This is a genomic window from Pseudoalteromonas sp. 0802, from assembly GCF_013350085.1.
Lineage (GTDB): Bacteria > Pseudomonadota > Gammaproteobacteria > Enterobacterales > Alteromonadaceae > Pseudoalteromonas.
The window spans coordinates 891,149-914,689 of record NZ_JABVXE010000001.1; the positions used below are offsets into that span (position 1 = coordinate 891,149).

At 38.4% G+C, this 23,541-nt stretch carries 18 protein-coding genes and 1 other RNA gene; 5 read left to right on the forward strand and 14 right to left on the reverse strand.

Annotated elements, in window-relative coordinates:
- Window positions 1-209: 209 nt before the first annotated feature.
- The 10 genes from HUS61_RS04130 to HUS61_RS21600 form a co-directional block, all read right to left on the reverse strand.
- Window positions 210-350 carry an alpha-amylase gene (locus tag HUS61_RS04130; RefSeq protein WP_175082102.1) on the reverse strand — a complete coding sequence of 47 codons (141 nt, stop codon included), beginning with the start codon at window positions 348-350 and terminating at the stop codon, window positions 210-212.
- Window positions 351-407: 57 nt separating this feature from the next.
- Window positions 408-608: a hypothetical protein gene (locus HUS61_RS04135; protein ID WP_175082101.1), complete on the reverse strand. Its 201-nt coding sequence runs from the start codon at window positions 606-608 to the stop codon at window positions 408-410.
- A gap of 205 nt (window positions 609-813) precedes the next feature.
- On the reverse strand, window positions 814-1,479 hold the full coding sequence (locus HUS61_RS04140) for a hypothetical protein (protein ID WP_175082100.1): 666 nt from the start codon (window positions 1,477-1,479) through the stop codon (window positions 814-816).
- Window positions 1,472-1,864, reverse strand: a complete 393-nt coding sequence (locus tag HUS61_RS04145) for a hypothetical protein (RefSeq protein ID WP_175082099.1) — start codon at window positions 1,862-1,864, stop codon at window positions 1,472-1,474. The genes HUS61_RS04140 and HUS61_RS04145 overlap by 8 nt, the downstream gene beginning before the upstream one ends.
- A 21-nt stretch (window positions 1,865-1,885) precedes the next feature.
- Window positions 1,886-2,434, reverse strand: coding sequence for a hypothetical protein (locus tag HUS61_RS04150; protein ID WP_175082098.1), 549 nt, complete (start codon window positions 2,432-2,434; stop codon window positions 1,886-1,888).
- Window positions 2,435-2,524: 90 nt separating this feature from the next.
- Window positions 2,525-3,661 (reverse strand): HNH endonuclease, encoded by a 1,137-nt coding sequence (locus HUS61_RS04155; RefSeq protein ID WP_175082097.1) that lies wholly within the window; start codon window positions 3,659-3,661, stop codon window positions 2,525-2,527.
- The gene (locus HUS61_RS04160) at window positions 3,661-4,359 is read right to left on the reverse strand and encodes an OmpA family protein (RefSeq protein WP_175082096.1); all 699 of its coding nucleotides are present in this window, start codon (window positions 4,357-4,359) and stop codon (window positions 3,661-3,663) included. The genes HUS61_RS04155 and HUS61_RS04160 overlap by 1 nt, the downstream gene beginning before the upstream one ends.
- Window positions 4,359-6,125 (reverse strand): hypothetical protein, encoded by a 1,767-nt coding sequence (locus HUS61_RS04165; protein WP_175082095.1) that lies wholly within the window; start codon window positions 6,123-6,125, stop codon window positions 4,359-4,361. Before HUS61_RS04165 ends, HUS61_RS04160 begins: the two co-directional genes overlap by 1 nt.
- Window positions 6,126-6,451: 326 nt before the next feature.
- Window positions 6,452-7,762, reverse strand: a complete 1,311-nt coding sequence (locus HUS61_RS04170) for an McrC family protein (RefSeq protein WP_175082094.1) — start codon at window positions 7,760-7,762, stop codon at window positions 6,452-6,454.
- A 9-nt stretch (window positions 7,763-7,771) separates the two neighbouring features.
- Window positions 7,772-10,102: an McrB family protein gene (locus HUS61_RS21600; protein ID WP_175082093.1), complete on the reverse strand. Its 2,331-nt coding sequence runs from the start codon at window positions 10,100-10,102 to the stop codon at window positions 7,772-7,774.
- Window positions 10,103-10,819: 717 nt separating this feature from the next.
- Between HUS61_RS21600 and HUS61_RS04180 the strand changes: the two genes are divergently transcribed.
- Genes HUS61_RS04180 through HUS61_RS04195 form a run of 4 tightly spaced genes read left to right on the forward strand, consistent with a single transcriptional unit; the run spans window position 10,820 to window position 18,578 of the window.
- A complete protein-coding gene (locus HUS61_RS04180; protein ID WP_175082092.1) occupies window positions 10,820-12,877 on the forward strand; it encodes a class I SAM-dependent DNA methyltransferase in 2,058 nt (685 codons plus the stop codon).
- On the forward strand, window positions 12,877-14,208 hold the full coding sequence (locus tag HUS61_RS04185; protein WP_175082091.1) for a restriction endonuclease subunit S: 1,332 nt from the start codon (window positions 12,877-12,879) through the stop codon (window positions 14,206-14,208). The genes HUS61_RS04180 and HUS61_RS04185 overlap by 1 nt, the downstream gene beginning before the upstream one ends.
- Window positions 14,208-15,341 (forward strand): FRG domain-containing protein, encoded by a 1,134-nt coding sequence (locus HUS61_RS04190; protein ID WP_175082090.1) that lies wholly within the window; start codon window positions 14,208-14,210, stop codon window positions 15,339-15,341. Before HUS61_RS04185 ends, HUS61_RS04190 begins: the two co-directional genes overlap by 1 nt.
- A gap of 12 nt (window positions 15,342-15,353) precedes the next feature.
- Window positions 15,354-18,578 carry a type I restriction endonuclease subunit R gene (locus HUS61_RS04195; protein WP_175082089.1) on the forward strand — a complete coding sequence of 1,075 codons (3,225 nt, stop codon included), beginning with the start codon at window positions 15,354-15,356 and terminating at the stop codon, window positions 18,576-18,578.
- Window positions 18,579-18,673: 95 nt separating this feature from the next.
- Here HUS61_RS04195 and HUS61_RS04200 read toward each other — a convergent pair whose 3' ends face one another.
- The 3 genes from HUS61_RS04200 to ssrA form a co-directional block, all read right to left on the reverse strand.
- Window positions 18,674-18,988 carry a hypothetical protein gene (locus HUS61_RS04200; RefSeq protein WP_175082088.1) on the reverse strand — a complete coding sequence of 105 codons (315 nt, stop codon included), beginning with the start codon at window positions 18,986-18,988 and terminating at the stop codon, window positions 18,674-18,676.
- 186 nt (window positions 18,989-19,174) lie between these two features.
- A complete protein-coding gene (locus HUS61_RS04205; RefSeq protein WP_175082087.1) occupies window positions 19,175-20,368 on the reverse strand; it encodes an integrase domain-containing protein in 1,194 nt (397 codons plus the stop codon).
- 198 nt (window positions 20,369-20,566) lie between these two features.
- Window positions 20,567-20,925: a transfer-messenger RNA gene (ssrA, locus tag HUS61_RS04210) on the reverse strand.
- 277 nt (window positions 20,926-21,202) lie between these two features.
- Here ssrA and HUS61_RS04215 point away from each other — a divergent pair.
- Window positions 21,203-22,828, forward strand: a complete 1,626-nt coding sequence (locus HUS61_RS04215; RefSeq protein ID WP_175078988.1) for a FapA family protein — start codon at window positions 21,203-21,205, stop codon at window positions 22,826-22,828.
- Here the strand turns inward: HUS61_RS04215 and rnt are convergent.
- On the reverse strand, window positions 22,812-23,492 hold the full coding sequence (gene rnt, locus HUS61_RS04220; RefSeq protein WP_175082086.1) for a ribonuclease T: 681 nt from the start codon (window positions 23,490-23,492) through the stop codon (window positions 22,812-22,814). The two genes, HUS61_RS04215 and rnt, sit on opposite strands and share 17 nt — an antisense overlap.
- Window positions 23,493-23,541: the final 49 nt, after the last annotated feature.

Genomic DNA, 23,541 nt, shown 5'->3' on the forward strand with positions numbered 1-23,541 from the left:
ACCAAACTTTAAAAGCATATAAAACAACAACTTAAAATTAACCGCTTCCGTGGAACATATGACATATGTGCGACATTAAAAGAAAATGTCATAACCTTGTCGTCATGCTTGGTTTTAAGTGAAAACAGTAAAAATGGGCTTGGCATGATCCAGTTTCTTTAAATAGAAAAAAGCGCAGTTAAACTGCGCTTAAACTTCTCACTGTAAATTTATTTTTTACCTTGGTAATTTGGGTTGTTAGGGTTTAATTGATTAGCCCGATTATCCTGGGCTTTTTGATACGCAGGATTATTACCTGAAGTACCTTTATTACCGTTATTTTGATTAGCTTTGTGATTATTGTTAGACATAAGAGTCTCCTTTAAAGGTTAAAAAAGAAAATTCGATTTTAGGAACTTCAGCGATTGCTAAAGCTCCTTCAATCGTCGAATATCATTTTTAAAATTTTTAAACGCTCTAAAATCACTTGGAGTACTTGGTACAGTTACTTTAAAACCCGAAGGTGTTATTAACTTTGGATGCTTGCCTTGCCTAATAGACCACCCTTTTTTCTTCAACAAAGCGCGCACTAGCATATTTATATCTTTGTCACTGCTATACTTTTTCATATACAAAGCCCTAAAAGAGTAACTTTGTTTATTGACGTATAACACTGTTTCTTAGAATCACTAGTCCCACAACTAAAATTGTAGCTTTCAGTCATGTTACAGCTAATAGTGAACTCTTTAATGTTTGTCATATAAACCTCCATTTGTTGCTGACAAACACAGATTCACCTAGTGCAATGCACTAAAAAGCATTATTTTAAAATAATCACATTTTTTGAAAATAATTTAACAAATCATCAAATTCCTCAGCCTCTTTGTGCTGGGCATGTATATGTTCAATGAGTTGTTTAACGTTACTATTATTGGCCTTAATTTGGTTTGATAACGCTAATGCCTTATCCATATCATTATTTAGATAAGCCAATAGTAAGTTATCTGTAGGGCTAATAAGTGCGGATTGGGTAAGCAGAGCATGAAGTAAACTCAGGTTTTTACCTAACGCAAGTTGTGGGAGAGTAGCAAAGGGATTTGGAAGCCTATTAGAGTAAAGATCCATCTCACTTGCCAAGTCATCAATAAATTTAACTGCGTTTTGATTACTAAGAGCAACTCCCATTAAAGAATTATTTTCAGTAAAAAGCAGTTTAACCGTTTTTGCTGATTCAGCTCTAAAGAGCCTGTCTTCGAAAATCTTTTTTACGTCTTTAGGATCGGTAAAAATAGCATTCAGTAGTAACGCATTAAACAAAACATCTAACTGCCCTTCAGCTAGATATTGCTTAGATCTTTGAACTACTTTTTCAGTATTAACTTTGACAAGCTTATTTCGCACTAAAGAATTGGCTTTATCTTTTAAGTATGTACTTTCTTTGGCGACTTCAATTCCAAATAAATGACGAATTGCATCGGGGATAGTTAAACCACTAGCCATTGCAAAAAGCTTCTTTTAGCAAGCTACTTGCTTTAACATGCTCTAATTGCTCAGCACTCAATGATAAACCAACTATTATTTGTGCTAAATCGAACCAATTAAGAGTTCTATAATTGCCATACTTGTTTTTACATTTGGGTGGAGTCTTAATATATTGCTGTAAAACACCTATACAATAACCCGCCCTCATAGCTTCAGACATTGAAGTATGTAAAGCTGCGTATTTACCTGTTTCTTGCTTTTTATTGAAAATTTCAATCACCTCTCTACATGATGACTGTAAAAAGGCAGTATCTTCTGGCTGAAATAGCTGCTCTTTTGCAACTATGTTATTACAAATAAACAAACAGCTTGTAATAACTACACTTTGAACTAATTTTCTCATACTAAAAACTTCCCTGTTAATCTATCCCACTACGCTTGCTGATTCGGATTTTTCAGGTGTTCCTGCACTAAAAGCATCTTCTGCTTCCTCTTTTGGTAGTTTGTCCTTTTTTAGATAAAAAGGAGGCAGTGGAGTTCCTGCATAGATTGCCGAAATTATAACCAACACCGATAAAAACGACTCAAAATCAGCATGCCTATCTAGAACTTCAACTCCCAGTACACCTTGTTCTGCTAATTCTAAAATCAAATAGATTGCATAAAAGAACATATACAAAAGCTTTGCAAAAGCGACAACAAACACAAAGCGTTTTATAGCTGCCCATTTTGACCATTTCAAATTAGTGCAGCGATTATAAAAACGCCAAACCACTGCTATTAAGAATATAAAAAGACCTAACTCTACCAAGTCTAAATCAGATAAACCTGCGTCATATTCAAAGAAAGACAGCGGTATTGACAGTAAGCTAATAATTGCAATGAGGCTAAAAACTATATAAAGAAAAACAACTGTAAAACCACGGGCAAAATGCCCGAGTAAAATATCAACTGCATTTAGAAATGACTTCATTTTCATCCTTGACTATGTTTAGTAAAAACTGTTTTTAAAGAAATGACCTTAAAAATAATAGTTTACACTGTGTATTAAAACTAGAACCAATCATCTGATTTTCCTCTGAAAATTTTCAAAATTGTTTAAGGCATCAAATGCTGTGAAAACACTCCAACCATGTTTTCTTAAGATATTTGAATTATTCATATTAATAAGTACTGCTACTTTACGTCTTGGCCAGCATAGATCGATTGACACAAATTCTTCTTTATCCTGTATAACAATCCCTAACTCAGCACCAGGTAACCTAGTTGACTGGCATTTTTGAAGAAGGCCATCCAAAGCTGAATCAGCACATTTTCGTAAGTTGTCGTAATCAAACACATCAAACTTATGTTGCTCTCGTCTTAACTGGTTAATTTTCAGAATATCTGTGTTACTTACATATATATGATCATGGTGTGGTTGTTTTTTATGACAATCGGCACAAAGTACCCTTAAATTTTCTCGTTCATTATCAGCTTTAATTCCATTGATATGATGAGTATGCAAAAGTCTTTTCTCAGATTTAAGGTCAACGCCGCATTGCTCACACGTGTAATTTAAATCACTTCTTAACTTAGCTGAGATTGATGGCCAATCGGGGGTATAATCAGCTGTATTTTTTTTACTGTTTACTGGCAAACTTTTGAAGTAAGAACTATAAACTTCGAAAAATTGTTCGAACGAAAAATTATTAAATACTTGGTTCTTAACCTGTTGACTTTGGGTAGAATACCCCTTGTAGTTAAGAATTTTTAAGCAGTTTTTACATACACCTAAATCAGCCTCTCCCTCTGTATTATGCCCTCCTCTGTAGCTTGAGCCAAATACAGGAAAGAAACCATCAACGCGATTAATTACATCGTAACGTTTAAACCTACCTGTTTCTCGCATCAACTCAAGAGTAGAGCACTCTGCTACATGGATACGCCGCCCTAATTTACCATTAGACAATACAGCTTCAATGTCATCGCCTTGATCAGGTATGTAAAGCATAACTTGATGGCCATCATAGTTTAATACACCATTTGACCCATCAATTTCATCTAACTGTATATCTTTACCTAAAATCATACCTTGATTTAGATGGCTGCCAATGCTTTCGAGTTCAGAAGCATCACTGACAATTGAAAAGTCTGTAACCACTTGCCCTAAGGGTGCAACAGCTCTATGTAATGCACTGAAGTCAACGGTTAGCTTCATTACTGCGCCTCCAGTATCCGTTTTATTTGAATATCAGCATTAGTAATAGCCCTAAAAGATACACGCCTTGACCTTGCAGCATCTTCTACTCCATTCTCTTTAATCAAGCGTGAAGATGAAAAACCAACTGCTGCGATATTAGCTTTAATCCAATCAGATTCATTAGGCATAAGAGCATAACCATACTCTAATACAGAACGTGTTCGTCCCTGAGATAATCGCATATTGTAAAAATATGCCTGCGCTTCTGTAGAACCTCTTAAACCAACACTTGAAGTATGACCCTCAATACGAATTTCATCTAAAGAGTCTCTAAACGGGGCAAGCACGTTGATATATCGAGGGAAAAAGTCGTTTAATATTTCTTTATATGCGTCACTTAGTCTAGTTTCATTATTAGCAAATAAAACATCAGGAGATTGAAAATTGAACGCTAACGTTTCTTTGTCTATTGTTGCTCCCCACTTATCAAGGTCTTTTTCAAATTCGCTTTCTAGAGCTTCATATATAGCAACTTGGTTCTGTTGGTAAGCAACCGCAACATCTTTAATCTTGTCGTTTTCTTTTTGAGTTATCATCATAAAAACAATAGCTATAAACAAGAATACAACCATTAAACCAGCCATCAAATCTGATACAGTTAACCAATGATCACCACTATCTTGTGAAGAGTTTTGAGAGCCAAATATCTTTTCCATTACATTACTCGCTGACTTACAACTTCATTCATCGCTTTAGTTAGCTTAATATAATCATCAACAAATTTACCGCTTACCTGTGCAAGAGCTTTACCCATTTCATTCATTACACGGTTTATTTCTTGCTGCATCGCAGTATCAATAAGTTTTAGTTGTGAGTCTACGGCTTCACCAGTCATACCAACCTGCTTTTTAACCTCATTCTCCATTGCATCAAAGGTACGTTTAGCTTGATTAATTTGCTGTGTCGCAGCGTCATCAATCACTTCATTCAGGCGTTGCTGAAGTTTTTCTGCAGACTTAACTACAGTGTCACGCACCTGCTCTGTATCTGTCACAAGGTTTTGATTAGCTTGCTTCATAGTTGAAGTAATATCTTTAGCATCATCGACTAGTTTTTCAATCATGTCTCGCATATTGTTATTTAAGTCAGTCACCGTATCTTGTAAGTGCTGCTTAATTACTTCAGTTTGCGACTGTAAATGATCAGATGTTGTCTTTAAGCTTTCGTTGGTTCGAGCTGTATTATCTGTAAACTCATTACCTGCAGTTTGAATTTCTTTACCAATCTTGTCTGAGCTTTCAATCAAACGCTCACCAACACTATTAATGCCTTTCTCTGTTTCATGAGCAAACTTGTCTAATAAATCATTAGATGTCTGAACATGAGTTTTTATGTAATCGTCTGATTGCGTAAGAAGGGTTTTATAATGGTCACTCGCTGTTGTTACAGCAGCCGATATATCGCTTACTGTAGCTTCGACTTGCTTTTGAATTTGCGGGACGGCTTCAACAGCTCTATCGCGCATATCTTTAAAGGCCTCTAGATGGCGCTCAAGCTCAGCTAATTGATGTTGATTAACTTCCATAACACCTTTTAATTCACCCATCGATTGAGGAATTATTTGGCTTTGCTCACTAATGTGAGCAACAGATGATTCAGTAGCAGAGATAGAAGCAACGCCATGAGCGTATTGGTCACTCATTTCTTTAAGCTGAACTTTATAGTTTTCTTGCCATTCAACTAACTTAATTACCGCTTCATTTAATTGTTTAAAGTTATCACCAAACTGTTCTGTTAAGTTGTTATTAAAATCACTAATCACCTGTTTTAGCGCTTCAATAACCTGCTCTGTAGCTGACTTTGATAAAGTATCTGCAAAGTCTTGTAGTTTAAGCCATAGCTTTTCACTAAACGCCTCAAAGTTCTCTTGTTGTTTTACTGCTTGTTCTTGGGCAATTTTTATCGATGTTTTTGCATTGTCATTAATATCACCACGTAATATTTTTAATTGACCAAACAGTGTCGACTCTTCATTACCAACAATCGCCTCTTTTAAAACTTTTGTTTCTGCAACCTGTGCTTGCATAGCACCTAATATCGCCTCAGGTGTTGCGTGTGAAATAATTTCTTCTAGTTTTTTAGGTTTTAAGAACGAAAACGTAGACAGTGTTTTAAACACTAAAGATAAAAATATACCTGCTAGACTTGTAATAAATGCAGTTTTCAAGCCAGCTAGCAACAACGGAATACTGGCTTCTATGTCACTTTGGTTAAATTCTAATAAACCAAGAACTATACCTAAAAAAGTACCGAATATACCCATAGTAGTTAATAGTGTTGGAACAAACTGAACAAACTCAATTTGTTTAGCTTTTTTGGTATAAAACAAACCTAAGCCAAAAACAAAAAGCATTAAAATTAAAACAACACCACTAACAACGTTTGTATCAAAACCGCGCAGTAAACTTTCTAGTATATTCATCTGATTTATCTTTTGTACTTCTTAATTTAATTAACAACCACTTTGAAACCTCAAAGCAGAAAACACGCAAGAATGGCGAAATTATAAAGAGATACAAAATAAATAGTGGGGATATGGCAGTATTGCTCAGCTTTTATCCATAAAATCTTTTAGTTCCCTTTCGCCATCCACAACTAAAATAAATCAAAACTTTAGTCGTACCGGGATATTATATAAACCAGCTGTGATAAGCAAAAAAATGATGACAAACAACTAAAAAAGCAGGTTATATGACCAAGCTTTAAGCTTAAATTCAGCAACCTTTACTATTCAGTAAATATAATCCATTAATTATCAGCCGTGTTGTCGACTAACTCTGACTTATCAATATCAAAAGGTAGTACTTTGAGTGTAAGACCGTTATCAAAAATAAAATCAGGCAACGGACTTAAAAACTGTGGGGTCATAGGGTAAATCAACCAAATCACTGGGGGTTTTGATTCACCCTTTTGATAAGTTTGGTTATAGGCCAGCATCTGGTATATGTCACTTTCACTTATTCCATACTTTTTGTTCGGGAAGTTTTCATCAATCACCTTCCACTTCGTATCACCAATAATTAATTTACCTGGTGCCTTGATATGTAAGTCGGGTATTAATTGGAAAAGCTTACCATTGGTGCGCTTTTTATTGTCGCTAGGCTCATGGCTGATTAAATATTCTCTGGGGGGGTGTTTTTTAATGTCATATTTTTTGAATTGTTCCTTCAGACAAATTGGTACGTAATCCTCAAATACACGTTCCATAGGAAATAATATAGACAACATACTTTTAGAACCATTTACCGATGTAGGGCTTTGATCTTTAAAAATCATCTCTATCCACGGCCTAATCGCTTCATAGTGAGACAAATGCCTACCCCGTTGCCAAGCATTGAGATCCTGCCAAATAGCTTTTGAGCTTGTTACTTCTTCAAAGTGAAATAGTAACTCCCTGCAAAGGTGTTGCGTTTTTGCTGTCACACGCTTAAGCGACCAGAGCAAAGCACTTTTAATTAATCGGTTTTCAGGGCGATTAGTTGTCAACTCATCAAAGGCTATAAAGTGATGATGTTTATTAACTAAGTTATGCCTGATTTGCTGGCTAACTAGTATTCTACCTTTAATAAAAGGCTCATTACTCTCGTGCGTTTCATACTGCCTTGCCACACCACGTTTAATTAATAAGCTTACCTCTTGCAAAAACAATTGTATGAATACGTCAAGTAACGGCATTTTAGCCATATCTAACGATGCATTGTCAGCAACTTTACCAGGTAAATACTGTGTTGCCTTTAACATTTTTATGAGGTTGGAGCGATTCCTGCTAATACTTTCATCACTCTCAGCATGTATGCTTTTCCGATGCGTTTTAGGCAATATTTCAATTTGGTCTCCACAAGGTAAGCAAATTACACCAACGTAGTTTTGGCAAACTAATACCTCTTGTCGCTTTTCAAAGCCATACCTAAATAACTTATCGTGGTCTGCCTCACTGCAAGTTAACAGTTGTTTGAGCGCTTCAAATTGAAAGTGCTCTAGATTTAAGTTATCACCCTCACATTTAGTAATATTACTTTTATACAAGCGAGAAAACTCATAAACAGACCATGTACGCATAAACCTTCCTTAGTTTTGCTCTTGTCCAGAAAAAAGCGCGGCAAAATTTTTGCCATCAATACCTTGATAAACAGCTGTATAGTTCTCAATCTCGTCAAAAGCTTTAGGATCTACAAAGTAAGACTTTGCTGCATACTCATTTGCGTCACCAAGCCAAGTTGTATGAGCATCTTTAAGCTCTGAAACAAATCCGTTACCGTTAAATACTTGCTTAATTTTATCCCAATCTTCAAAAAAGTATTCTTCCAGTAACGGCATGATGTTAGAGATAAAGACTTGTTTAAGACCTGCCAAATTACTTACATTCATTAATAAAGCATGGCCAATAATGTGCTCTCTATCTAATAAAAGCTCTATTCGTTTGTTAATCGTGAATAAAAGCTTTCTTAAATTAATACCATCAACATTATCGCTTAATAAAGAATAGTCAGTTCTCAGCTCTTTAAATTCAAATCGGCGTCTTAACGCTATATCTATATGAGTTAAAGAACGGTCAGCCGTATTCATTGTGCCAATAATATCTAGGTTGCTAGGTACCGAAAAAGATAAGTTTGAGTAAGGCAAAGTAACTGAAAGTTCGTGCTCTTCACCAGCACGTTTATCTATTTCAATAAGAGTTATTAACTCACCAAATATTTTACTAATATTACCTCGGTTAATTTCATCTATCACTAACGCATATTGATGCTTAGGGTCTGCTTCAGCACGCTTACACAGGCGTTTTAAAATACCAGGTTTCACAATGTAGCTGATATCACCATCGTCGTTAGTTACTGGCCTTAAACCTTCAATAAACTCTTCATATCCATAAGATTGATGAAAAGTCACAAACTCAAAGCGCTTTATTTCTTTTTCGACAGGAGGGCCCGCTTTAAGCTCATTAAGTTGTTCTCTATAACCAACAATCAATTCATTTTCTTTATCAACAATAATCCACTTACTATCTGTATCTTTGTCAAAAATTAGTGGTTCAATGCGCTTGGCATACTTAACAGTATTTGAGTCTTGAATTGCATGAGTTTGCAAGGCTGCCCACGCTGTCTGACGTATGTTGGCAGTTCTACCATTAAGCGCTAACTTCTTTGTAAAATACTCATGGTTCACAATTTCTGTAACTGAAACTTCTTTATCTATGTCAAGCAAAATAAGAGTAATGATTTCAAACCAACTTAATTCACTCAATTTATTATTAAGCCAAACTTCAGGCTCTTCAGAAGTTCCTGTTTCTGTATATTGTTCTTTTAAAATCTTTTGAAGGGTATAAGTTTTACCAGTACCAGGTGGACCGTAGTAAATAAGGTTTACTGCTTTTTGTTGTGCTTGGTTTCGTTTAGTAGACATTGAAAGATCCCTTTCATCTTCGTCAATATATAAACTTTCATCGTCACTTTCTTGTTTTAGCTTTTCAAAAAGCCACCAAATGAATGTATTAAAAACTAGCTCATTTTCAGGTTCCTCTACCTTACTTTTAATTTTTTCTGTAACAACCTGATTTAACTCAGCCCAATTCCAACTAACATTAATTCCAAGATCAAAAGCATCATTTAAGTATTTCGTAAAAGCTCTTAAAGCATGAATATTCAAAATCGTATTGTATTTTTTTGGGTCAGCAGCAGCAAAAACCCTGTGAATTACACCACGCTTAACAGTGTTAAACTTTCCTTCCGTTTTAGCTTCATCAGCCCATTCATAAACTTTCTCTAATGTATTTGAGCTAGGTTCCTTAAAAATTAAGGCTGTGATCTTTGGTAAATCGTCTATCAGTTTTTGATATTCTTCGTTACTTAAAGTGCCTGGTTTAGCACTCGCAATTCCATTAGATTCAGGCTTCCATAGCTTATTTATAAAATTTGTGGCAAGGTCAGTTTCAGCAACACCTAAATTGTTTTTCACCTCTTCAGTAAATTGTTGATAAGCAGTAATCCACTCTTTATCAGGTTCTTTAAGGTAATCAATGTATAAGTCATTGATAGATTGTTGCTGTATAACATCAGAAATACCGTAATCAAACTTAGAGTTAACAAAGCGAATAACTTTTTCAGTACCCGCTTTACTCCATTGATTACTAACATATACTTTTGAAATATCAGAAAGCGTTAGAGCTTCATCATCCGCTTCGAAAAAACGTTTCCTTGAATCTTTACTTCCTTCTTTCTTTTTTGCTAGTTCAAGAGGTGTTATAAACAGTGACCTTCTATCCTTTTCTATTTCAGAGAAGTTCTGCTTAAGCTGTTCATAATTAGGGTTATTTTCTCTTACGAACTTTTTCATGATAGCTAGGATAAGTCTTGATTTCCCTAGCTGTTTTCCATCAAAGTTGTACTTGTTATAGGTTGGCATAAAATTCCTTTTCTTAAGTCATGTTTCAGAGAATATCTAATGAAATATCAATGTTTCTATCCGTAAAGCTTCATAAACTTCAGCTTAAGCTTTCAAATAGCTCAGATGTAATTGCTTAAGTAATAGACTATCAATTACAGCATGCGTTTTGTACGTGAAACGTCAATTTATTATTACTCTTAGATTTTAAAACAGAAATCTACTAATTAATAAAAATTAATTCAAATCAAAGAGCTAAACCTCTACAATGATGGTGTGGCTATGTTAAAAAAATTACAGTAGCAAAAACTTGCTTATTAGCATTTTAGAAGTTCAATTTAATTATGTGGGCTTTATTAATTCATAGAATTTTTACAGTAATAATTTAAGTTTCAAGAGCAATAACTGTTTTAACTATGCTCTACTAAAGAAAAGTGTATGTTATTGTACACAAAGAAATCAAAAATCCTTTAAAATTCTTGCTTTAGAAGGATACTGTGACTAGAAAACAACACTCAAAAATCGATAAGCCAGTATAGTGTATCACTAATGATAAAAAGGAATTTAGAATGCTAGCTTGCATTTCAGCTTCAGACTTGTCCCATATAATCAAAAAATAAATTAAGAGTAGAGCAAAAAGCTTTCTAGCTTATTGACAAAGTTGACAGGCTAACGCTATGTAAACTCGTTAAGAAAAAATTTCAGACTAATAACAAATTAAAAGAGCAAAAATAGACAATGACTAACAACAACTTCTCTTCAACAGCTGCATTTTTATGGTCGGTTGCCGATCTTCTCCGTGGCGATTTCAAGCAATCTCAATACGGGCGCATCATCCTTCCTTTCACACTACTAAGACGCTTAGAGTGTGTGCTAGAAGCAACCAAACCAGCTGTTCTTGCAAAGTATGAATCAGTAAAGGCGATGCCTCTCGAAGCCCAAGACAAGCTTCTCACGCATGCGGCAGGACTAAGTTTTTATAATACCTCTAAAATGGATTTAAACCGCCTGGGTGAAACAGGCGTGGCAAGTAACCTAGAGAGCTATATTCAATCGTTCAGTCCAAACGCTCGTGAGATTTTCGAGCACTTCGACTTTTTCAATACTATCGACAAACTTCAAGAAGCAGACCTGCTTTATAACGTTGTAAAACATTTTAGAAAAGAAGACCTACACCCAAATGCCATTAGCAACTATGGCATGGGTTTGGTGTTTGAAGAGCTGATCAGGCGTTTTGCAGAAAGCTCTAATGAAACCGCCGGGGAACACTTCACCCCAAGAGACATCGTTGAGCTAACAACCTCTTTACTATTCACTAATGAAGACGACTTAACCAGTTCGGGCTTAGTGCGCTCAATTTATGATCCTACCGCTGGGACAGGTGGCTTCTTATCAACGGGTATGGAGTATGTTCATAACCTTAATGAAAAAGCCTCGTTATCAGCGTTTGGCCAAGAGCTAAACCCTGAGTCCTACGCCATCTGTAAAGCGGATATGCTAATCAAGGGACAGAAGGTCGATAACATCAAGCTGGGAAATACGTTATCAAACGATCAGCTTCGTAATGAAAAGTTTGACTATATGCTGTCAAACCCACCGTTTGGGGTTGATTGGAAGAAAATCCAGAAACACATCAATGACGAGCATAAAGACAAAGGCTTCGAAGGCCGATTCGGGCCTGGTTTACCACGAGTCTCTGACGGCTCATTGCTCTTTTTGATGCATCTGATTAGCAAAATGCGCCCAGAAAACGAAGGCGGTTCACGTATTGGCATCATCTTAAACGGTTCACCACTCTTTACCGGTGGTGCAGGTAGCGGTGAAAGTGAAATTAGACGCTACATTCTCGAAAGTGATCTGCTAGAAGCCATTGTGGCTTTACCAACGGATATGTTTTACAACACAGGTATTGCCACCTATGTCTGGGTGTTATCCAGCCATAAACCTGCCAATCGCAAAGGTAAGGTTCAACTTATCAATGCCTCAAAAGAACGTGCTAAGGCAGGCGGTCGTGGTCGCAGTGGCGGCGGTGAAGTAGAAGGCAATGATGAGAACGTATTCTATGCAGCAATGCGTAAATCACTCGGCAGTAAGCGTAAAGAACTCACACCTGAAGCGATTAATACAATCGTGCAAACCTACGGTCAGTTTGCCGCAAACGACTTTAGTAAAATCTTTGACTATAAAGAATTTGGCTACCGCCGAATTACAATTGAGCGCCCGCTGCAATTAGCAATTTATCCCAAAGACGAACTACGCCTTGAAGCCCTGCAAGCCGACAATGCTTGGGGAAAAATGGATGAAACTACCCAGCAAACTATTTTGGATGCGCTCTCTTCCTTTGAGCAAGAGAAATACTTATCTCGTGATAAGTTCCTCAAACAACTCAAAGCCAAACTGGAGCGAGAAAGCGCAGAAAAAGCAGTTAAACTCAGCGCAGTTCAACTAAAACTGATCGTCAAACATCTTGGCGAACACGATGACGAAGCGGAAGTATGCAAATCAAAAGGCCAGATTGACGCCAATCCAGACTTACGTGATAACGAGAACGTGCCACTAACTGAAACGGTTGCCGATTACTTTGCTCGTGAAGTGCTACCTCATGTACCTGATGCATGGATTGATGAAAGCAAGACCGACCCTAAAGATGGTGAAGTAGGTATTGTCGGCTATGAAATCCCGTTCAACCGCCATTTCTATGTATACGAACCACCAAGAGCATTAGAAGAAATTGATGCAGATTTAGATGCGGTATCGGCTGATATTATGCAGTTGCTGCAAGAGGTGCATTCATAATGACAGGTCGATATAAAGCATATCCTGAGTATAAGAATTCAGGGATTGAGTGGGTTGGTGATATTCCAGAACATTGGGAGGTGGCGGCTATATCTTCATACAGCACAAAGATTACCAATGGCTATGTAGGTCCAACAAGAGACATATTTTTTGATTCTGGAGTGAGATATCTTCAATCGCTACACATCAAACAAAACCGTATCAACTTTCACACTCCATACTATGTAAGTAAAGAGTGGAGTGATGCAAAAGCAAAATCCATCTTAAATGAAGGCGATGTATTAGTTGTTCAGACTGGTGATATTGGTCAGGTAGCTGCGGTAACGAAGGAGTTTGAAGGGTGTAATTGTCACGCTTTAATCATAATTTCAACGACAAAAGATCTGAATGGTTTTTACTTGTCTTGGTTGCTTAATTCAAGTTATGGTTTCCACTCTTTAAAATCTATACAAACTGGTGCTCTTCATCCACATCTAAACTGTGACTTGGTCAAAACAGTAAAATCACATTTACCAACAATCGAAGAACAACAAAAAATCGCCAAGTTCCTCGATCACGAAACAGCCAAGATCGACACCTTAATCGCCAAGCAAGAAAAACTGATTGAGCTGTTAAAAGAAAAGCGCCAAGCAGTGATTTCTCACGCAGTGACTAAAGGACTCAACCCAGATGCACCAATGAAAGATTCCGGCGTGGAATGGTTGGGTGAAGTGCCTGCGCATTGGGATATGAAAAGACTGAAGTATATTGGTGAAGCAAGAAACGGGCTTACTTATTCGCCCGATGATGTTGTCACCCAAGAGGAAGGGATTTTAGTTTTAAGATCTTCAAATATCCAGGATGCGAGATTAAGTTTTTCCGATAATGTCTACGTCAACATGGATATCCCTACTCGTATTAGAACCAAAGAAAATGATTTGCTAATTTGTTCAAGGAACGGCAGCAGACAACTTATCGGCAAAAATGCCCTAATTACTAAAGAAGCCGTTGATATGGCTTTTGGTGCATTTATGGTTGTTTTTAGAAGTAAGCTAAACCCTTATTTATATTGGGTATTAAACTCCCCATTATTTGAATACCAATCTGGTTCATTTTTAACGTCAACTATCAATCAACTAACAATTGGGAATCTTGCAAGTATGGAAGTCCCAATTCCTCCAGAATGTGAGCGAAAGGCTATTAGCGACTATCTTATCGAAAAAGATCAATATTTTGATAAGTTAACGCATAAGGCTCTTCTAAAAGTTAACTTACTAAAAGAACGGAAAACAGCTCTTATCTCAGCAGCAGTAACTGGCAAGATTGATGTTCGTGATGAGGAGCTTAAGTAGTGGCAGTAAAAAACATCAAATCGCTGGCACACTTTATCGCAGCATGCTCGGAAATTCAGGTAAAAGATGATCATACATTATTCTACAGAGGTCACGCTTCGGATGCGTTTACTCCATTGCCGACTATTTTTAGAAACCAAAATGACGACCCAAAGAAAAGCCGTTATGTTGAAAACGAAGGTGAATTATTTCACAACTTAGTGACTCAATGCCCTGAAGAATTTAAGGATTGCGTTTCAACATTCGATTTTTTAGTGAAAATGCAGCACTACGGGCTGCCCACAAGGTTGCTTGATATCACAAGTAATCCTTTGGTTGCTCTTTATTTTGCTTGTTGTTCATTAATTCCTGAATCATCGAGGGATAGCTCGGCAAAAAATGGACAGGTGCTGATTTATCAAGTACCAAATGAAGATATTAAGTATTTCAATAGCGATACAGTGTCCGTAGTAAGCAATTTAGCCCGCGCTAATGCAGATTTTGATTTTGCTAGAGATAACGAACGCTTTTTACACTCAATACAAGCAGAAAAGCCATACTTCAAACCACATATCAAAGAAGAACACCTTCACTCTGTAATATGTGTAAAACCAAAACTAGATAACCGAAGAATTGTTAAACAAAGTGGCGCATTCTTCTTGTTTGGTATGGGCGAAAAGAAGACAGACCCGATTCGCATACCTGAGGCTTTTCGCCCAGATATCAAGCATATTTCAATTCCCAAATCGTCCAAAGATGGCCTGCTTAAAGAGCTTTCAACGCTGTCTATCTCGGAGGCAACATTATTCCCTGAGATTGATAATGTTGCCCGATTCTTGAAAAAAGACATCAAGATAAAAGAACAGCCAAAAGACGATATAGTGCCTTTAGACGATATAATCTCACCGCTTTATCACACCTTAATAGTTGATAGCTTGATGGGTAATGAGGATTTACTGCAACAAGTTAAAAACAACCCTGTAGATAGGGCAAAAAAAGGTCTTTATCCTGAATTGCTACAAAACGCGATAATTGAGAGCCAGGAACAACATAATGATACAGCTCTTAAATTACTTATAGAAGATGACATTGCAGAGCAATTTTCAGAAACTGTTTTCAACGAAATAAAACAAAGAGCAGAAGAAATTGCTTAAAAGGAATTAACTATGGCAGGCGTAGCAGAAGAAAAAATATTCCAAAATGATATCCTTGATCAAATGCAGTCTCACGGTTGGTTGTTGGGCGAGTCAAACAAATACAACAAAGAATTGGCTCTTTACCCTGACGATGTGATTGCTTTTGTTAAGGCAACACAGCCTGAACAGTGGGAAAAACTAGCACAGCACTTTCCAGACACTGACCGTAACCCAAACGCAACGGCTGACGCTTTGCTCAAGTCATTAGAGCTGGAGCTTAAAAACGAAGGTACGCTTTGGGTATTGCGAAATAAACTCAATAATCGTGGAGCGAAGTTTGACCTTTGTAGTTTTAAGCCTGATCACGATTTAAATCCAAAGGCAACCGCACGTTATGGGAAAAACATTTTGCGAGTTGTGCCAGAGCTGGTTTATTCCCCTAATGGCTATGATGGACGTTTAGATTTAACGCTATTCGTCAACGGTATCCCTGTTGCGACTTGTGAGCTTAAATCTGAGTTTAAACAGTCGGTTGATAATGCCAAAGTCCAGTATATGAAGGACAGGCAGCCGAAAGATCCGAAAACTCGTAAACCAGAGCCGTTATTAACCTTTAAGCGTGGTGCGCTGGTTCACTTTGCTGTGAGTCAGTATAACGTAGCCATGACTACTCGCTTAGCTGGCAAAAAGACCTTTTTCCTACCGTTTGACCAAGGCACAAGTGAAGGTGGTAAAGGTAATGATGTTCCTGAAGATGGTGGCTATGCTACGTCTTACCTTTGGAATGAGATTTTCCAAAAAGATAACCTGTTGCTTATCCTCAGCCGCTATATTCACCTCGAAGTAAAAGATGTTGAAAACTTAGATGGTTCAATCACTCAAAAAGAAACAATGATTTTCCCTCGCTATCATCAGTGGGCGGTAGTCTCTAAGCTCCTTAAAACAGTGGACAGCGAAGGCACAGGGCATAAATACCTTATCCAGCACAGTGCAGGTTCGGGCAAATCTAACTCGATTGCCTGGCTATCTCACCAATTGGCGTCAAAGCATTACTACACCGATCACCCTGAGCTTAACAAACAAGCTGGGGATAAGGTTTTCGACTCTGTAATAGTGATCACTGACCGAACAGTATTGGATAGCCAGTTACAGGATACGATTTACCAATTCGATCATAATGAAGGGATGATTGCTCGTGTTAACCGAGAAGAAGCGCAAGGCTCTAAATCAGGACAATTAGCTGGGGAGCTAAGGGCTAGCACATCTATCATTATTGTGACTATTCAAACCTTCCCACACGTTTTGGAGGCTATCCGCAAGGATTCAACGCTAGCTAGCCGCAGCTTTGCGGTAATAGCAGATGAAGCGCACTCCAGCCAGACAGGAACGACTGCTCGAAAATTGCGTGAAGTGTTGATGGCGGAGCAGTTAGACGGTGATGAAGAGTTGGACAGTGAAGATATGCTGCGTTTATCACTGGAAGCCCGTAAAGGGTCAAACAAACTCAGCTACTTTGCCTTTACCGCTACACCAAAGGCGAAAACACTAGAGCTTTTTGGACGCAGACCAAACCTTGATGAACCAGCAAGTGACACCAACAAACCACAGCCATTCCACGTTTACTCAATGCGCCAAGCGATTGAAGAAGGGTTTATTCTGGATGTTCTACAAAACTACACCAGTTATCGTGTAGCTTATCAATTAGCCCATGAAAATCCTGATTTAGACCGAGAAGTGGACAGCAAAAAAGCCGCTTCAAAAATGGCAAAGTGGGTTCGCTTGCACCCGTATAACATTGCTCAGAAAGTGGAAACTATCATTGAGCACTTTAATGAAAAAATTAAACACTTGTTGGGTGGTGAAGCAAAAGCAATGGTTGTTACCAGTAGCCGGCTAGAAGCTGTACGTTACAAACTTGCCTTTGAAAAATACGTACAAAAAAAAGGCTATACAAATGTTAATGCTATGGTCGCCTTTTCGAGTGAAGTGAATGATCCTGATTTACCCGATCACCCATTTACAGAAAATAATATGAATCCGGGTCTGCGTGGCCGTGATATGCGTAAAGCATTTGATACCACAGATTATCAGGTAATGCTGGTTGCGAATAAGTTTCAGACAGGTTTTGACCAACCCAAATTGGTGGCGATGTATGTCGATAAACCATTAAAAGGCGTTGAGTGTATCCAAACCCTTTCGAGGCTAAACCGCACCTACAAAGGTAAAGATAAAACTTTCGTGCTCGACTTTGTGAATGACCCTGAAGAGATCTTGGCTGAGTTTAAGGTTTACTTCCAAACCGCTGAATTAGCTGGTGTGTCTGATCCTAATATTGTTTATGAGCTAATGAAGAAGCTCGATAAAGTAGGTATTTATCAGTGGCGAGAGGTTGAGGCATTTGTTGAAACTTATAATAACAAACAAGCGAATCAAGCCAAATTAGCGAATCTGTGTAAACCCGCAGTTGACCGTTTCTCCGTTCGTTATAAAGAAGCTACTCAGGTGCTTCAATCAGCACAAGCTGAATTGTCTAAAGCGAAGGTTGAGCAGAACGATAAGAAAATCAAATTTGCCGAAAACAGCGTTAAACACGCAAAGGAAGCAAGAGATATTCTGGAAGTGTTCAAGAAAGATCTAATGTCGTTCTATCGCTTCTACGAGTTTACGTCTCAAATCGTCAATTTTGATGATCTTGAGCTAGAGAAGCTAAGTATTTTCGCCAAACATCTTTACCCACTACTTCGCCTTGATGTGGTGGAGGACGAGATTGATTTATCTGATGTGGTAATGACGCACTACCGTTTACACGAGCAGCGAGAGGCTGACTTGCAACTCGGTGTCAAAATTGGTGAAGAACCAAAGTCGTATTTGCCTGATGCAAAAGAAGGTTCTGGTGCGGTTCCGAAAGACCCTAAAACTGAACTTCTTAATGAGATCATTCAACGAATGAACGATTTGTTTATCGAAGATGGCTTATCTGAAAACGACATGCTCAATTATGCCAATACCATTGCAGGCAAAATTTCGGAAAACGAAGTCGTTATGGACCAGCTTCGTAGCAACACCAAAGAACAAGCGATGCTCGGTCAATTCCCAGAGTCAATCAACAACGCCATCATCGAAAGTATGGATGTGCATAACGACATGGCGATGAAACTTCTGTCGAATGAAGCAATCGCAAAAGGCTTTGCTGGGTTGATGTTTGACGTATTGATGAAAGGACTTGGTAAGTCTAATGAGGAGGGCGCTCGCTAATTGAGCGCCACGTAATGAATGGGATAAGTTATTGCAACAAATTTAATTTAAACGCCTTAATTAAACTCCTGCTGAAAATTCATCTTAGATACAAGTTATGCTAAGTGTTTATCGACTATTATATTAAATTTTTCAGAATCTAATACGGATGAACATTCAAATTCAAATACTGAAAAAGGAATATATCTTTCGGACACTTTCCAGTGTGTATACATAACGAGCACTGCGGCTAAAGCTGCTTTAGGATCTAGAGGGTTTTTAGTTACTCTATCTCCCTCTAATTCAATTAGAGTTTCAATGATTAACTCAATTGGCATATCTTCAGGTATAGTTTCAAATTTAGATATATATTCATCAGAGATACTTACAACATTTTCTTCAACCCTTGAGAGTTTTTTTGCTTTAAACACCTAGCCTGTTTTGCCTTAATTTTAGATCTTTGTTTACGTTTTGTTTTATTACTCATTTTTAAATCCCCAAATGCTTTAGGTTGTAGTGAGGTTAAAGTTACGAGTTTGCCTGAATAATATCCTATATAAGGATTTGATTATCCATTAATTTAATTTTAAACGCATACTTAAATAAATTAGTTTGAATCATAAAGATTCTGTTAAATGCTCACTCCACCACTCCATCATCTCCCGTCTACGAGCTAGATATTGAGCTCGGTTATATGCTCGTCTAACCTCATTTTTATCAGTGTGGGCCAGTGCGCTTTCAATTAAATCAGGGTCGAAACCCTTTTCATTTAGAATTGTACTCCCTAAAGCTCTTAAGCCATGAGCTACTAGAATGTTTTGAAAGCCCATTCTTTTTAATGCTGCATTTGCCGTTTGTGGATTGGTATGAGTTCTAGGATTTCGGTCCGCAGGAAAGATATATTCTAAATGTGCACTTATCGGTTTCATAAGCTCAAGTAAGTGTAGCGACTGCTTAGTTAAAGGAATTTTATGCTCTTTCCTTGCTTTCATTCTTTCGGCAGGAATAGTCCAAATTTCATTTTCAAAATCTATTTCAGACCATTTAGCACAAGCTGCTTCTGATGGCCTGCATAATGTGTGTAGTTGCCACTCAATGAGGCAACGCGTTGTATATTTTATACTTGCACGATTTAATCTCTCTAATAATTCAGGTAACCTTTCTGGCTCAATGGTATTCATGTGATTACGTTTAGGAGACTGAAAGGCACTCTTAATTCCAGCTAATGGATTAGCATGGATAATTCCCGTATTAACGGCATACGTCATGATCTCATTTACACGCTGGCAAAGACGTCTTATTTGCTCATACACTCCTCGCGCTGCTAAGGGTTGCATCACTTCAATAACCAAAGGCGCTGTTAAGTCTCTTATTGCTCTATCTCCTAGCCTAGGAAATAAGTGGTTTTCTAACGAGCTCCATAAATCCTCAGCATAGCCTTCTGTCACAGTAGTCTTTTTTATTTCGAACCACTTTTGAGCCACCAGCCTAAAAGTGTTTTGAGCTTCGCTTATTTCAAATGCCTCAGCCTGTTTTTTATGCTCTTTTGGATCAATGTTTTTTGCGAGTAATGTGCGAGCTTCTTCTCTTAATTGCCTAGCTTCTTTTAAAGTAATTAGTGGGTAAGTACCAAAGCTAATATTTGTTCTTTTTTTGGTATAGGGAGGACTATATCGAAAGATCCAAGATTTAGTTCCTGATGTAAGAACTCTTAAAATTAAACCTTCGCCATCTGATAACTCATAATTTTTATCTGATGCTTTAGCTCTTTTTATTTGAGTATCATTTAATCGAGTCGCTACTTTAGGCATTGTCTGCACCTGCTGAATGTGGTCACTTTGAATTTATGGCCCATGGCTTTTGGCCTATCAATTTGGTGGGCCACTCTATGGTACATCGTTACCCGAAAAGTGCAAAACAACGTCGAACAGTATAGATACAAAAAACCCCTCAAACCTAGAAGATTTAAGGGGTTTCAGGTCGTCTTCGGTGGTAACCGAACACTGTATTGGTGGAGCTGGGGGGATTTGAACCCCCGTCCGAAAAGCCTCGACCTTTGGTACTACATGTTTAGTATCGTCTTTTAGTTAACCTTATACAGCTCGGACGAACACGATCTGCAAAGGCGAGGCCGCTTAGTTTTAGCCCTTCAACCCCGGCCAGGGTTTCCGTAGCGAGTCCGTGTAGGGTGACACTTCAGAACCGGGTCCACAGACATACACCGGAGAAGTGCTAGCGGGCTATTATGCCGCTAGAGCGTAGTTATCGTCGTTTGCGATTACTTTAAATTGCGGCTTTTTTACGAGGCCAACCGCACCTCGACATGCACCTCGGGCGTCTTGAATTCCGTCGAATCCTAATCAGCCCCTGAATTTGGTATCTCATTCAGAGTGTTCGTGCAGTATAACTGAGTAGCCTATTCAGACTCAAGGCATTAATCGGGAAATTTTTGCTAAGTGCCTTTGAATGCTGAATTTTCAGGCAGGAAAAATCAGTTTTTATACATATTTTCACATTTTAATCATACAAATTCTTAACATAGTACAAAAGTTGTGCTGAAATAGGAAACGTTGTTACCCTTCTTCAAAATAACCTGTAACAACACATAACTATAATAACAGGCAGTTTTTTACAGGGCTTTTCAGATGTCGATGTTTTCATTCGATGAACAAAGCGGCTATGTCACTTTGTGTGAGCATCCTCGAGATGCGGGTTTTCCTACTACGAGTTCTCAATTAATTGAATTACTTGAGCAGTCTCCTTATGCCAGCTACGAATATATTGATGCCAATATAGGCAAGTTGTTTATACCTAGCAGCCAATATCAAAACCAATCTTTAGTGGTTGCTAAAGCCGTTGATGCTCACCTTGAAGTAAAAGTCGATGCTAAAAACATGGTGGTTGAAGCAAGCTTAACAACAGCCCGTGGCGGTAAAATTGTTAGCATGGATATGGCGCAAGAGGTGCTTGCAGAGGCGGGAGTGATTAAAGGCATTAGTTTACGTGCCCTTGATACCTTTTTAGGCCAACAATTTAAGCAACCACCCGGCGCCCATTACACCGCAATTGTTGCCCATGGCAGAATGCCTAAAGAAGGCACCGATGCTAAATTCGTACGCTTATGCTCTACAGCACAAGACCGCGTTCTTAGCCCGCAAGCGACCTCTGGCGGTAAAGTCGACATGCGTAATTTAGGTGCCATTATTACCGTTAAGCCGGGTACACCATTAATGCAGCGAGTTCCTGCAACACCCGGTGAAGATGGCTTTACTGTGTTTGGTGATGTAATGCCTGCAAAACCTGGTAAAGACTTACCTCTTGAGCCATTCGAAGGAACGCGCATCGATCCAAACAATAGCGATATGTTGATTGCCGATGCTAAGGGCGTGCCTGTTGCCCTACCCCGCGGTATGCGCGTGGACGACGTATTGTGCTTTCATCATGTTGATGTAAGTACGGGCCATGTCGAATTTGATGGTAGTGTCATTATCAGCGGTGATGTAAAAGATGGTATGCGCGTCAAAGCCACGGGTGATGTGACGGTATTAGGCTTTGTTGAATCAGCCACAATTGAAAGTAAAAGTGAAGTCACCGTGATGCTTGGGGCTGTTGGCAGAAAGCGTGAAAACGTTGAAAACTTTACCTGCAACATCACGGCTTCGCGCACTATCTCAGTGGGTTATGCTCAGTACTGTCATATAAAAACAGAGCAAGATTTATTCATTGAACGCCAGGCTTTGCATTGTGATTTAAGTGCTCGCCGCCTTATTCGAGTTGGCAAAGCCAATAACCCGCGAGGCAAAATTATTGGTGGCAATATTTTAGATGCGATGCGAATAGAAACCGGCGAGCTTGGTGCGCCATCAGGCACTAAAACACGGGTTTTCATTGCTCAGTATTGGCATGATTTACGCCAAAAGCAGCAGCAAATTAATGACTTTGAAAAGTTATTAGCGACAAAAGCAGCTGCCTTACAGCAAGCACGCAAAAAGGCCAATAAAATACCCGACCCAGCTCAACGGGCGCATTATATTAAAAAGATCACTGCCAGCGAGCAGCAGATTAAAATTAAAACAGCCAACACCAAGAAAAAGAAACACTTAGTGAAAATTAAGATCGCGCGCTTATTAGCAACAAGTCGCTTAAAAGTGAATGAATTAATGCATCCAGGGGTGGAGCTTAAGATAGCGCAAGAGAGTAAACAGTTTTCACGTATTTACCCTCCTAACATGGTGCGTTTTTTTGAAGGTAAGATCACTCAGTCGTTTTAACGGCTGAGTCTTGCTCTTCTTCATTTGCTTCGATTTCAGGCAATGGCCAACCGCCGAGTTGTTGCCAGCGATTAACGATTAAACAAAACAGTTCTGCTGTGCGTTCGGTATCATAAAGTGCTGAGTGAGCTTGTTTATTATCAAACTCAATACCTGCCGCCCTACACGCTTTAGCTAATACTGTTTGCCCCAGTGCAAGACCTGCCAATGATGTGGTATCAAAACTAACAAATGGATGAAATGGCGTGCGCTTAATTTTACAACGCTCAATGGCGGCATTTAAAAAGCCGTGATCAAACGCTGCATTATGTGCTACTACCACTGAACGCTGACAACCCGCTGCTTTTTGTGCCTTGCGCACAACTTTACAGATTTCTTTAATCGCTTCTTCTTCAGGCACCGCTCCACGCAGCGCAGAAAAAGGATCAATACCATTAAACTCAATGGCCGCTTGTTCAATATTCGCGCCTTCAAATGGCTCAACATGAAAATGCACAGTATGATCAATACTTAACACGCCGTCGTCATCCATTTTCAGTACAGATGCAGCAATTTCTAATAACGCATCGGTTTCTTTATTAAAACCTGCGGTTTCAACATCAATCACAACAGGAAAAAAGCCACGAAAGCGTTTTGCGAAAAGAGTTTGTTCAGTATTTTCCATAGTCTTCTTGGTTTGCCAGTGTAAGCTGGCTATTATGTCAAAAACCACG

What these genes read in the sequence shown, in the direction of transcription:
- HUS61_RS04130 (WP_175082102.1), bottom strand. Translation starts at nt 350, where the DNA reads ATGTCTAACAATAATCACAAAGCTAATCAAAATAACGGTAATAAAGGT.
- HUS61_RS04135 (WP_175082101.1), bottom strand. Translation starts at nt 608, where the DNA reads ATGAAAAAGTATAGCAGTGACAAAGATATAAATATGCTAGTGCGCGCT.
- HUS61_RS04140 (WP_175082100.1), bottom strand. Translation starts at nt 1,479, where the DNA reads ATGGCTAGTGGTTTAACTATCCCCGATGCAATTCGTCATTTATTTGGA.
- HUS61_RS04145 (WP_175082099.1), bottom strand. Translation starts at nt 1,864, where the DNA reads ATGAGAAAATTAGTTCAAAGTGTAGTTATTACAAGCTGTTTGTTTATT.
- HUS61_RS04150 (WP_175082098.1), bottom strand. Translation starts at nt 2,434, where the DNA reads ATGAAGTCATTTCTAAATGCAGTTGATATTTTACTCGGGCATTTTGCC.
- HUS61_RS04155 (WP_175082097.1), bottom strand. Translation starts at nt 3,661, where the DNA reads ATGAAGCTAACCGTTGACTTCAGTGCATTACATAGAGCTGTTGCACCC.
- HUS61_RS04160 (WP_175082096.1), bottom strand. Translation starts at nt 4,359, where the DNA reads ATGGAAAAGATATTTGGCTCTCAAAACTCTTCACAAGATAGTGGTGAT.
- HUS61_RS04165 (WP_175082095.1), bottom strand. Translation starts at nt 6,125, where the DNA reads ATGAATATACTAGAAAGTTTACTGCGCGGTTTTGATACAAACGTTGTT.
- HUS61_RS04170 (WP_175082094.1), bottom strand. Translation starts at nt 7,762, where the DNA reads ATGCGTACATGGTCTGTTTATGAGTTTTCTCGCTTGTATAAAAGTAAT.
- HUS61_RS21600 (WP_175082093.1), bottom strand. Translation starts at nt 10,102, where the DNA reads ATGCCAACCTATAACAAGTACAACTTTGATGGAAAACAGCTAGGGAAA.
- HUS61_RS04180 (WP_175082092.1), top strand. Translation starts at nt 10,820, where the DNA reads ATGACTAACAACAACTTCTCTTCAACAGCTGCATTTTTATGGTCGGTT.
- HUS61_RS04185 (WP_175082091.1), top strand. Translation starts at nt 12,877, where the DNA reads ATGACAGGTCGATATAAAGCATATCCTGAGTATAAGAATTCAGGGATT.
- HUS61_RS04195 (WP_175082089.1), top strand. Translation starts at nt 15,354, where the DNA reads ATGGCAGGCGTAGCAGAAGAAAAAATATTCCAAAATGATATCCTTGAT.
- HUS61_RS04205 (WP_175082087.1), bottom strand. Translation starts at nt 20,368, where the DNA reads ATGCCTAAAGTAGCGACTCGATTAAATGATACTCAAATAAAAAGAGCT.
- HUS61_RS04215 (WP_175078988.1), top strand. Translation starts at nt 21,203, where the DNA reads ATGTCGATGTTTTCATTCGATGAACAAAGCGGCTATGTCACTTTGTGT.
- rnt (WP_175082086.1), bottom strand. Translation starts at nt 23,492, where the DNA reads ATGGAAAATACTGAACAAACTCTTTTCGCAAAACGCTTTCGTGGCTTT.